The sequence below is a fragment of the Pseudomonas sp. 2VD genome (assembly GCF_005503585.1).
Classification (GTDB): domain Bacteria; phylum Pseudomonadota; class Gammaproteobacteria; order Pseudomonadales; family Pseudomonadaceae; genus Pseudomonas; species Pseudomonas aeruginosa.
The window spans coordinates 1-10,806 of the sequence record NZ_SCND01000204.1; the positions used below are offsets into that span (position 1 = coordinate 1).

At 69.3% G+C, this 10,806-nt stretch carries 9 protein-coding genes and 1 pseudogene; 5 read left to right on the forward strand and 5 right to left on the reverse strand.

Annotated features, from left to right (window positions below; translation table 11 throughout):
• The 5 genes from pqqD to FFS27_RS20495 form a co-directional block, all read left to right on the forward strand.
• Positions 1-198: pyrroloquinoline quinone biosynthesis peptide chaperone PqqD (pqqD, locus tag FFS27_RS20475; protein WP_137952174.1), on the forward strand; the 198-nt coding region annotated here is incomplete at its 5' end.
• Entirely contained in the window at positions 170-1,315 is a 1,146-nt protein-coding gene (gene pqqE / locus FFS27_RS20480; protein WP_003119136.1) for a pyrroloquinoline quinone biosynthesis protein PqqE, read from the forward strand. The genes pqqD and pqqE, both read left to right, overlap by 29 nt.
• Before the next feature lie 79 nt (positions 1,316-1,394).
• Positions 1,395-3,146 carry an alpha/beta hydrolase family protein gene (locus tag FFS27_RS20485; protein WP_256659577.1) on the forward strand — a complete coding sequence of 584 codons (1,752 nt, stop codon included), beginning with the start codon at positions 1,395-1,397 and terminating at the stop codon, positions 3,144-3,146.
• A gap of 86 nt (positions 3,147-3,232) precedes the next feature.
• Positions 3,233-4,396 (forward strand): alcohol dehydrogenase-like regulatory protein ErcA, encoded by a 1,164-nt coding sequence (ercA, locus tag FFS27_RS20490; protein ID WP_003088548.1) that lies wholly within the window; start codon positions 3,233-3,235, stop codon positions 4,394-4,396.
• Positions 4,380-6,074: a hybrid sensor histidine kinase/response regulator gene (locus FFS27_RS20495; RefSeq protein WP_021264696.1), complete on the forward strand. Its 1,695-nt coding sequence runs from the start codon at positions 4,380-4,382 to the stop codon at positions 6,072-6,074. Before ercA ends, FFS27_RS20495 begins: the two co-directional genes overlap by 17 nt.
• A 32-nt stretch (positions 6,075-6,106) precedes the next feature.
• Here FFS27_RS20495 and FFS27_RS20500 read toward each other — a convergent pair whose 3' ends face one another.
• From FFS27_RS20500 to FFS27_RS20520, 5 genes and pseudogenes are all read right to left on the reverse strand, one after another.
• Positions 6,107-7,315, reverse strand: a complete 1,209-nt coding sequence (locus FFS27_RS20500) for an MFS transporter (RefSeq protein ID WP_020750926.1) — start codon at positions 7,313-7,315, stop codon at positions 6,107-6,109.
• A 124-nt stretch (positions 7,316-7,439) separates the two neighbouring features.
• A complete protein-coding gene (locus FFS27_RS20505) occupies positions 7,440-8,003 on the reverse strand; it encodes a putative glycolipid-binding domain-containing protein (RefSeq protein WP_003132242.1) in 564 nt (187 codons plus the stop codon).
• Positions 8,000-8,356, reverse strand: a complete 357-nt coding sequence (locus FFS27_RS20510) for an MmcQ/YjbR family DNA-binding protein (RefSeq protein WP_003111913.1) — start codon at positions 8,354-8,356, stop codon at positions 8,000-8,002. The genes FFS27_RS20505 and FFS27_RS20510 overlap by 4 nt, the downstream gene beginning before the upstream one ends.
• Before the next feature lie 18 nt (positions 8,357-8,374).
• The gene (locus FFS27_RS20515; RefSeq protein ID WP_003088559.1) at positions 8,375-8,653 is read right to left on the reverse strand and encodes a peptidylprolyl isomerase; all 279 of its coding nucleotides are present in this window, start codon (positions 8,651-8,653) and stop codon (positions 8,375-8,377) included.
• A gap of 57 nt (positions 8,654-8,710) precedes the next feature.
• Positions 8,711-10,665: pseudogene (locus tag FFS27_RS20520) on the reverse strand (acetoacetate--CoA ligase).
• Between the last annotated feature and the right edge of the window lie 141 nt (positions 10,666-10,806).

Genomic DNA, 10,806 nt, shown 5'->3' on the forward strand with positions numbered 1-10,806 from the left:
GTGCTGCTCTACCCCGAAGGCATGGTCAAGCTCAACGACAGCGCCGGGGAAATCCTCAAGCTGGTCGATGGCCGCCGCGACGTGGCGGCCATCGTCGCGGCGCTGCGCGAGCGTTTCCCCGAAGTCCCCGGCATAGACGAAGACATCCTGGCGTTCCTCGAGGTGGCCCATGCGCAATTCTGGATCGAGCTGCAGTGAAAGCGTGGGGCCGCCGCTCTGGCTGCTGGCCGAGCTGACCTATCGCTGTCCGTTGCAGTGCCCGTACTGCTCGAACCCGCTGGAATTCGCCCGCGAGGGCGCCGAGCTGAGTACCGCGGAATGGATCGAGGTGTTCCGCCAGGCTCGCGAGCTGGGCGCCGCACAGCTCGGTTTCTCCGGCGGCGAGCCGCTGCTGCGCCAGGACCTCGCCGAACTGATCGAGGCAGGGCGCGGCCTGGGCTTCTACACCAACCTGATCACCTCCGGCATCGGCCTCGACGAGGCACGCCTGGCGCGCTTCGCCGAGGCCGGGCTGGACCACGTGCAGATCAGCTTCCAGGCCGCCGACGAAGAAGTGAACAACCTGCTCGCCGGCTCACGCAAGGCCTTCGCCCAGAAACTGGCGATGGCCCGCGCGGTGAAGGCGCACGGCTATCCGATGGTGCTCAACTTCGTCACCCACCGGCACAACATCGACAACATCGAGCGGATCATCCAGCTGTGCATCGAGCTGGAAGCCGATTACGTCGAACTCGCCACTTGCCAGTTCTACGGCTGGGCCGCGCTGAACCGTGCCGGGCTGCTGCCGACCCGCGCCCAACTGGAGCGCGCCGAGCGGATCACCGCCGAATACCGCCAGCGGCTGGCCGCCGAAGGCAACCCGTGCAAGCTGATCTTCGTCACCCCCGACTACTACGAGGAACGGCCGAAGGCCTGCATGGGCGGCTGGGCCAGCGTATTCCTCGACATCACCCCCGACGGCACCGCGCTGCCGTGTCACAGCGCGCGGCAATTGCCGGTGCAGTTTCCCAACGTGCGCGAGCACAGCCTGCGCCACATCTGGTACGAATCGTTCGGCTTCAACCGTTACCGCGGCGACGCCTGGATGCCCGAACCCTGCCGTTCCTGCGAGGAGAAGGAGAGGGACCACGGCGGCTGCCGCTGCCAGGCGTTCCTCCTCACCGGCGATGCCGACGCCACCGACCCGGTCTGCGCCAAGTCGGCACGGCACGACCTGATCCTCGCGGCCCGTCGCCAGGCCGAGGAGGCGCCGCTTGGCCTGGACGCGCTGACCTGGCGCAACCAGCGCGCGTCACGCCTGATCTGCAAGGCCTGAGGCAATGGTCGACTAAGGCGACTGGCCGAGCGACTGGAGCGCCGAGCGCGCGGTAGCCGCCGGGCGCGATTTCAGCGAGCTGAAGGCGGCCCATGGCGGGCTGGCCTGGGTGGAATTCGATCCGGCCAGCGCGCGCTCGCGCCTGTACCTGTGGCGCGACGGCGTGCTGGAGGAGCCCACCGCGCCGGACGGCTCGGTGCGCAGCCGGGTCTACGAGTACGGCGGCGGCGCCTGCTGCGTGACGCTCGACGGGCTGGCCTGGGTCGACGAAACCGACCAGCAGGTACGCCGCTGGCGAGCGGGCCGCGCAGCCCAAGTGCTGGGCGGCGGGGCGCAGTGTCGCTACGGCGACCTGGCCTACGTCGATGCCTGGGATGCCCTGCTGGCGGTGGAAGAGAGCCATGGGCCGACCGGGGTCGTGCATCGCATCGTGCGCCTGGACGCCGATGGCGCGCGCCGGGTGCTGGTCGAGGGCGCCGATTTCTACGCCGCGCCGCGTGCCGCCGGCCAGGGGCGGCGGCTGGCCTGGATCGAATGGGACCGTCCGCACCAGCCCTGGACCGAGACCCGCCTGGGCCTGGCGGAGAATGGGCGTACGCGCTGCCTGGCCGGAGCCGGAGGCGGCGAGTCGATCCAGCAACCACGCTTCGATCCCGCCGGCCGCCTTCACTGGCTGAGCGACCGCGACGGCTGGTGGCGTCCCTGCGCCGAGGTCGCGTTGGCCGGCCGCTTCGCCGATGCCGACCACGCTGGCGCGCCCTGGCAATTGGGCGCTTGCAGCTACCTGCCGCTGGGAGAGGAAAGGCTGCTGCTCAGTCGCGTCGAGGCCGGCGGCGGGCAACTGTTCCTGCGCGAAGCGGACGGCAGCGAGCGGCGCCTGGCCGCGGACTGGAACCGGTTCGCCGGACTGGCCGCGGATGCCCGGGCGTTCTACTGCATCGCGGCGGCGGCCGGACGCCTGCCGGCGCTGCTGGCGATCCACCGCGACGACCTGCGCGTCGAGGTGCTGCGTGGCGGCGAGCGACCGCTGGCGGAGGATGACCTGTCGCATCCGCAGGCCTTCGTCTATGGGCTGGGCAACGGCGAAAACGGCCACGGTTTCTTCTATCCGCCGCGCAATGCCCGCCGCCGCGTCGATCCCCGACGACCAGCGCCGCTGCTGGTGTGGCTGCATGGCGGACCGACCTCGATGCATTCGCCGGCGTTCGATGCCGGCCTGCAATTCTGGACCCAGCGCGGTTTCGCCGTGGCGGCGCTGAACTACCGGGGCAGCAGCGGCTACGGCCGCGCCTATCGGCAGCGCTTGCGCGGCCAGTGGGGGCGCCTGGAGTTGCGCGATATCGAGGCCGCGCTGGCGCAGCTGGACGCGGAGGGATGGATCGACCGCGCCCGGGTCTTCGTCCGTGGCGCCAGCGCCGGAGGCTACAGCGCGCTGCGCGCCCTGGCTTGCCTCGATGGCCTGCGCGGCGGCGCCAGTCTCTATGGGGTCAGCGATCCGTTGGCACTGGCGCGTTGCACCCACAAGTTCGAGGGCGACTACCTCGACTGGCTGATCGGCGACCCGCAGCGCCAGCGCCGTCGCTACCTGGCGCGCAGTCCGGTGCTGCAGGTCGGGCGCATCCGCGCGCCGGTGGTGTTCTTCCAGGGCGGGCTCGACGCGGTGGTGGTGCCGGAGCAGACCGAGGCGATGGTCGCCGGCCTGCGGCGTAGCGGCGTGCGCGTGGAGTGCCACCGCTATCCGCAGGAACGCCACGGTTTCCGCCAGCCGGCCAATCGCGCCCATGCGCTGCTGGCGGAATGGCGCTTCTACCTGGGCTTGCTGGAGGATTGAAAGGACCCGCCAAGGTCGCATTGCAATAACCGACGAATGCAGTAGGCTGCCGGCAATGTCCGATAACAATAAGAATGGTCTGTCAGATGAGCCACGACCTCAGCCAACTGCGTAAATTCGTCTCGCCCGAGATCATCTTCGGCGCCGGCTGCCGGCACAGTGTCGCCAACTATGTGAAGACCTTCGGTGCGCGCAAGGTCCTGCTGGTCTCCGACCCCGGCGTGCTCGCCGCCGGCTGGGTCGCCGACATCCAGGCAAGCCTGGAGGGGCAGGGCATCGACTACTGCCTGTATACCGACGTTTCGCCCAACCCCCGGGTCGACGAGGTGATGCTCGGCGCCGAGTTCTATCGCAGCGAGGGCTGCAACGTGATCGTCGCGGTGGGCGGCGGCAGCCCGATGGATTGCGCCAAGGGCATCGGCATCGTCGCCGCCCATGGCCGCAGCATCCTCGAGTTCGAAGGCGTCGACCGGCTGCGGGTGCCGAGTCCGCCGCTGATCCTGATCCCGACCACCGCCGGGACTTCGGCGGACGTCTCGCAGTTCGTGATCATTTCCAACCAGGACGAGCGCATGAAGTTCTCCGTGGTGAGCAAGGCGGTTGTGCCTGACGTCTCGCTGATCGACCCGGAAACCACGTTGACCATGGATCCCTTCCTTTCCGCCTGTACCGGCATCGATGCACTGGTACACGCCATCGAGGCGTTCGTCTCCACCGGCCACGGGCCGCTGACCGATCCCCACGCGCTGGAAGCGATGCGCCTGATCGATGGCAACCTGGTACAGATGATCGCCAATCCCGGCGACATCGCCCTGCGCGAGAAGATCATGCTCGGGAGCATGCAGGCCGGGCTGGCCTTCTCCAACGCCATCCTCGGCGCGGTGCATGCCATGTCGCACAGCCTCGGCGGCTATCTCGACCTGCCCCACGGCCTGTGCAACGCGGCGCTGGTCGAACACGTGGTGGCGTTCAACTACAGCGCCGCGCCGGAGCGCTTCAAGGTGATCGCCGAGACCTTCGGCATCGATTGCCGCGGCCTGACCCAGGGGCAGGTCCGCCAGCGCCTGGTGGACCACCTGATCGCCTTCAAGCACGCCGTGGGTTTCCACGAGAGCCTCGCCCTGCACGGGGTCGGCAGCTCCGACATTCCTTTCCTCTCGCGCCACGCGATGCAGGACCCGTGCATCCTTACCAACCCGCGCGAGTCGAGCCAGCGCGATGTCGAGGTGGTCTATGGCGAGGCCCTCTGAGCAGCAGCAGGAGGCCCTGGCCGGGTTACTCGGCCTGGGCAGCCACTCCGCGCGCAAGAGCCACTACCCGGAGCTGCTGGCGCGCCTGGAGGAGCTGGAGGCCGAGCGCAACCGCTACAAATGGCTGTTCGAGCACGCAGTGCACGGCATCTTCCAGGCCAGCCTCGGCCAGGGGCTGCGCGCCGCCAATCCGGCGCTGGCGCAGATGCTCGGCTACGACGATCCGCAACAGGTGCTCTGGTCGCTGGAGGACATGGCCGGGCAACTGTTCGTCGGCGGCGAGGCCGAGATGCGGCGGATCCGCGCGCTGCTGCGCGAGCGCGGCGGCCTGTTCGGCTACGAGACGCGCCTCTGGCGCAGGGACGGCAGTCACATCGAGGTATTGATGAACCTGCTGCTCAGGCACGACGAGGAAGAGTTGGTCGAAGGTTTCGTCGCCGACATCACCGAACGGGTGCAGGCCCAGCAGCGCCTGCAGACCATGAACGAGGAACTGGAGCGGCGGGTAGCCGAACGCACCCACGAGCTGGAAGAACTCAACCGCCAGTTGCGCCAGGCGCGCGACGCCGCCGAAGCCGCCAACCACAGCAAGGACAAGTACCTCGCCGCCGCCAGCCACGACCTGCTGCAACCGCTCAACGCGGCGCGGCTGCTGGTCGACACCCTGCGTGAGCGGGGCCTGCCGGCCGCCGAACTGCAACTGGTGGAGCGCACCCACCTGGCCCTGGAAGGCGCCGAGACCTTGCTCACCGACCTGCTGGAAATCGCCCGGCTCGACCAGAGTGCGATCCGTCCGGACCTGGACGACTATTCCCTCGACGAACTGCTCGCTCCGCTGGCCTCGGAGTTCGAGGAAGTCGCGCGTGCCGCCGGCCTGGCCCTGCGTGCGCGGATCCCGCGACTGGCAGTGCGCACCGACGCGCGCCTGCTGTCGCGGATCCTGCGCAACTTGCTCAGCAACGCCTGCCGCTACACCGAGCGCGGCAGCGTGCTGCTGGGGGCGCGCCGGCGTGGCGGCAAGGTACGCCTGGAGGTGTGGGACACTGGCCGGGGCATCCCCGCCGACCAGTTGCAGGCGATCTTCTTCGAGTTCAACCAACTGGACGCCGGGCGCGCTTCCGAGCGCCGTGGCGTCGGACTCGGGCTGGCCATCGTCGACCGTATCGCCGGCATCCTCGGCTACCGCATCGAGGTGCATTCGACTCCAGGCCGAGGCTCGCTGTTCGCCATCGAGGTGCCGCTGGTCCGCAAGCCGGCGCGGCCAGCACCCGGCGAGGCGATTGCGCGGGTTTCGGCCGGCGATCCGCTGCCGGGACGGCGGCTGCTGGTGGTGGACAACGAGACCGAGATTCTCTTCAGCATGTCCGCGCTGCTCGGCCAGTGGGGCTGCGAGGTGCTTACCGCCACCGACCTGGAAGGCGCGCGCAAGGCGCTCGATGGCCGCGCGCCGGATGCGATTCTGGTCGACTACCACCTGGACCACGGCGCTACCGGTTGCCAGTTGCTGGGCGCCTTGCGCGAGGGCTACGGCGCGGAGATCGCCGCGGTGATGATCACCGCCGACCGCAGCGACGATTGCCGCCGCGCGCTGGCCCGCCTGGGCGTGCCGCTGCTCAACAAGCCGCTGAAGCCCGGCAAGTTGCGCGCGGCCCTGAGCGCCTTGCTCGGCGAGCTCTAGAACGCGTACCGCCGCCTGGGACGGTGCACGCCCTAGACGGGCCGGCGGCTGCGCCGGTGCAGTGCGACGGCCAGGGCCAGCCCGCCGAGCGAGGCCAGGCAGGCGAAGAGGAACATCGAGCGGAAGCCGAACAGGTTGGCGACGAAGCCCACCAGCGGCCCGGTGATGCCCAGCGACAGGTCGACGAACAGCGAGTAGGCGCCCAGCGCCGCGCCACGGTTGGAAGCCGGTACCAGGTTCACCGCTTCCACGCCGAACGCCGGGAACACCAGGGAGAAGCCGAAGCCGGTGAGCGCCGCGCCGGCCAGGCCGACCCAGGGATTCGGCGCGCTCCACAGCAACAGCAGGCCGAGGCTTTCGACGCCGAGGCAGATGATCGCCACGCGGAAGCCGCCGAGCCGGTTGATGCTATTGGCGAACAACAGCCGGGCGCCGATGAAGCAACCGCCGAAGGCACTCAGGCAGAGCACTGCGTTGGCCCAGCCACGGCTGGCGTAGTAGAGGGTGATGAAGGTGGCGATGGTGCCGAAGCCGATCGCCCCCAGCGCCAGGCCCATGCCGTGCGGGGTGACCCGGCCGAGCACATGGTGGAACGGCAGTCGCTCGCCGTGCACCAGCGGCGCCGGCAACTTCGGCCAGGCCAGGGCGAAGCCGAGCGCCCCGAGCAGGACGATGGACGCGCCCATGCTCCACAGCCCCAGCCACTGCACCAGCAGCACCCCTAGCGGCGCCCCGAGGGCGATGGCGCCGTAGCTGGCGATGCCGTTCCAGGAAATCACCTTGGCGGTGTGCGGCGCGCCGACCCGGCCGATGCCCCAGCCGATCGCCGCCGAGCCGACCAGGCTTTCCGCCGCGCCGAGTACCAGGCGGCCGACCAGCAGGCTGGCCAGGCTCAGCGCCGGCCAGCCCTGGATCGCCACCGAGAGCAGCATGAACAGCCCGCTCGCGGCGCTGCCGGCCATGCCGTAGAGCACCGCGCGCTTCGGCCCGAGGCCGTCGATGACGCGCCCGGCGTAGGGCCGGGCGAGCAGGGTGGCGAGGTACTGCAGGCTGATCACCAGGCCGGCCAGCACCGAGCCGTAGCCGAGGTCGTCGTGCACGTAGCCGGGCAGCACCGCCAGCGGGATGCCGATGGTCAGGTAGCCGATGAAGGTGAACATCACCACCGAGACGATCTGCAGGGTGACGTTCTGCCGGGCGCTGTCCTGCGCCGGCGGGGTGGGGCGGATATCGACGGACATGTGGGAAACGCGGTCGCAGTGGGTTGTCGCGGTCCGCCATGATGACCGTTGCGGATGACGAATGAAAGCAGGCTAACGGATTCGCCGGGCTATCGGCGACGCGCGGTGCCCGGCGCTAGCGCGTTCAGAGACGCTGGAAGAGACCCGGGTAGTCGATCACCAGGCCCTGTTCGTCCACCAGCAGTACCGCCTTGAACGCACTGCCTTCGAGGTTCTCGTAGAGGTAGTGGCTGGCGTCCAGGCGGGTGTATGCCTGGCGCATGCTACGCGGCTCCAGGGCCGGGGCCTCGATGTAGAGCGCGCGGATTTCCGCGCGCTGGCCATCGGCCAGGCCCAGGCGGCGGATCGGGAAGGTGTTGGTGAAGGGGCTTGGCCAGAGATCGATGTCCAGGCAACCGTCGAATGCCGGTAGCGCTTCGCCGTCGCCGTCCTGCCAGTGGCCGCGGCCATCGGCGAGCAGGTGCAGCTTGCGCACCCCGGTTTCGCTTTCGACGTGGAACACCGCCTCACGCAGATGCCAGTCGGCGTCCCAGCGCAGCCGGTAGTCCAATTGGTAGGGCAGGCCGCTGCGTTCGTCCGGCGCGCGCAACTGGCTTTCCGCCTGGTCGTCCTCCAGGCGCAGGGCCTCCCAGCTGGACGACGGCGAGCGCCACAGGCCGGCCCAGGTGTACAGACGGTCGCGACTCATGCGTCGAGTACCAGGCCGAGGCGCTGGCGCTTGGGCAGGCGCGCCACCACCAGCTGATGGGAACGGACCAGGGCCTCGCGCAACTCCGCCGCCTTCATCGGGTAGGGGCGGGCCATGACGATCCAGTGCGCGCGCGCCAGGTAGGGCGCCGGACGGATGCCGGGGCGGTCGACATAGCCGAGGAACAGCTCGCTGCCGACCTTGAAGGCCAGGCCGCCGTCCTTGTCGACGAAGTCGAGGATGGCGAACATCTTGTTGCCGGCCACCGAGAACACCCGGTTCGAACCCCACTTGAGGTCTTCCCGGGCGCCGGGCAGTTGCAGGCAGAAGGCGGCGATCTGGTCGGCGGTCATGGACGCTCCGGTGGCGGTTCAGTCGCGGAAATACACTTCCAGGAGATGGTAGCCGAACTGGCTCTTCAGCGGACCCTGGAGCACGCCCACGGGTTTCCTGAAGATGGCATTGTCGATGGACCTGACCATCTGCCCCGGACGCACCTCGCCGAGGTCGCCGCCGCGCTTGCCGGACGGGCAGGTCGAATGCTTCTTCGCCAGTGTGGCGAAGTCCTCGCCCTTGGCCAGGCGCTGCTTCAGTTGCGCGGCCTCGGCTTCGGTCTTGACCAGGATGTGGCGGGCCATGGCGACGGGCATGGGATTACCTTTTGCGGTAGCACGGAACGCGCATTCTAGCCCAGGCTCGCCGCGGCTTCAGTCGCGCAGTTCGGCGAGGTCGCGATAAAGCTCCAGCGCCTGCGGGTTGGCCAGGGCGTCGGTGTTCTTCACCGGGCGGCCGTGGATCACGTTGCGCACCGCAAGCTCGACGATCTTGCCGCTCAGGGTGCGCGGGATATCGGCGACCTGGATGATCTTCGCCGGTACGTGGCGCGGCGTGGCGTTGGCGCGGATGGTCTGGCGGATGCGTTCGCGCAGCGGCTCGTCGAGTCGCACGCCGTCGCGCAGGCGGACGAACAGCAGCACACGCACATCGCCCTGCCAGTCCTGGCCGATGGCGATGGACTCGAGGACTTCCTCGACCTTTTCCACCTGGCGGTAGATTTCCGCGGTGCCGATGCGCACGCCGCCGGGATTGAGCACCGCGTCGGAGCGGCCGTGGATGACCAGCCCGCCGTGGGCGGTTTCCTCGGCGTAGTCGCCATGGGCCCAGACGCCGGGAAAGCTGGCGAAGTAGGCGTCGTGGAACCTGGTGCCATCCGGGTCGTTCCAGAAGCCCAGCGGGATCGACGGGAAATGCCGGGTGCAGACCAGCTCGCCCTTGCCGCTGGCGAGGCGGCGGCCGTCGTCGTCCCAGATTTCCACGGCCATGCCCAGCGCCTTGCATTGCAGTTCGCCGCGCCACACCGGCAGCACCGGGTTGCCGATGGCGAAGCAGGAAACGATGTCGGTGCCGCCGGAGATCGACGACAGGCAGAGGTCGCTCTTCAGCTCGCGGTAGACGTAGTCGAAGCTTTCGTGGGCCAGCGGCGAACCGGTGGAGAGCAGTGTCCTCAGGCTGTCCAGGCGGTGGCTGTGGCGCGGGCGTACGCCGGCCTTCTCGAGCGCCGCCAGGTACTTGGCGCTGGCGCCGAACACGGCGATGTCCTCGGCGTCGATGAGGTCCAGCAGGCGCTCGGGGCCGGGGTGGAACGGCGAGCCGTCGTAGAGCACCAGGCTGGCGCCCACCGCCAGGCCGGAGGCAGCCAGTTCCACATCATCCAGCCGCAGGTGGTGTAGTAGAACAGCCGGTCGCCGTCGCCCAGGTCGGTGTGCAGGCCGTGCTCCTTGAGATGTTGCAGAAGCACGCCGCCGGTGGCATGGACGATGCACTTGGGTACCCCGGTGGTGCCCGACGAATAGAGGATGTACAGCGGCTGCTCGAAGGGCACCGGGGTGAAGACCGGCTCGCCCTCGGCCTGGTAGAACCCGTCCCACAGCGCGACCCGCGCCTGGCAGCGGTAGTCCTGCGGCTGCGCCTGCGGACGGTCGTAGGGCACCACCAGCAGTTGCTCCAGGCCGGGCAGGCCGGCGAGCACCTCGTTGAGCTTGGCGGTCAGGTCCAGCGACTTGCCGGCGTAGCGGTAGCCGGCGCAGGCGATCAGCACGCGCGGTTCGATCTGGCCGAAGCGGTCGATCACGCCCTGGGTGCCGAAGTCCGGCGAGCAGCTCGACCAGGTCGCGCCGAGGCTGGCGGTGGCGAGCATGCCGACCACGGTCTGCCAGGTGTTCGGCATCAGCGCGGCGACCCGGTCGCCGGGGCCTATGCCCAGGGCGGCGAGGCGCTTCTGCAGGCCCGCCACGTGACGGGCCAGTTCGGCGTGGCTGAGCACCTCGCGGCGACCGTCTTCGCTCACCGCGATCAGCGCCGGGGCATCATCGCGGCGGCGCAGCAGGTGTTCGGCAAAATTCAGCGTGGCGCCGGGGAACCAGCGCGCCGAGGGCATCTGCGTGCCTTCCTCGAGGACCGCACGCGGCGGTTGCTGGAAGCGCACCGCGAAGAAGTCGACGATGGCCTGCCAGAACGCCTCGCGCCGCTGCACGCTCCAGGCATGCAGCGCCGGGTAGTCGGCCAGACCGAGGGCATGGCGCTGGTTGACGAAGCGCCGGAAGGCCTCCATGCGACTGGCGGCGATGCGTTCGGCGGAAGGGCTCCAGAGCGGTGCGGGCATGGCGTGTCCGTCCTTGTTGTTGTTCCGGGACATGCAGGAAGCATAACCGGACCCGCCGCTGCCTGCCTCACTCGCGCCGCAGGTGCAGCGACGGGTCGGCCTGCTGCGGCTGAGCGAGCGCCAGTCGGTGCCATGCAGCAG

Bases quoted from the DNA above. Each gene is read 5' to 3' on its own strand.
- ercA (WP_003088548.1), top strand. From the start codon at position 3,233: ATGAGCCACGACCTCAGCCAACTGCGTAAATTCGTCTCGCCCGAGATC.
- FFS27_RS20515 (WP_003088559.1), bottom strand. From the start codon at position 8,653: ATGCCCGTCGCCATGGCCCGCCACATCCTGGTCAAGACCGAAGCCGAG.
- FFS27_RS20510 (WP_003111913.1), bottom strand. From the start codon at position 8,356: ATGACCGCCGACCAGATCGCCGCCTTCTGCCTGCAACTGCCCGGCGCC.
- FFS27_RS20500 (WP_020750926.1), bottom strand. From the start codon at position 7,315: ATGTCCGTCGATATCCGCCCCACCCCGCCGGCGCAGGACAGCGCCCGG.
- FFS27_RS20505 (WP_003132242.1), bottom strand. From the start codon at position 8,003: ATGAGTCGCGACCGTCTGTACACCTGGGCCGGCCTGTGGCGCTCGCCG.
- FFS27_RS20495 (WP_021264696.1), top strand. From the start codon at position 4,380: ATGGCGAGGCCCTCTGAGCAGCAGCAGGAGGCCCTGGCCGGGTTACTC.
- pqqE (WP_003119136.1), top strand. From the start codon at position 170: ATGCGCAATTCTGGATCGAGCTGCAGTGAAAGCGTGGGGCCGCCGCTC.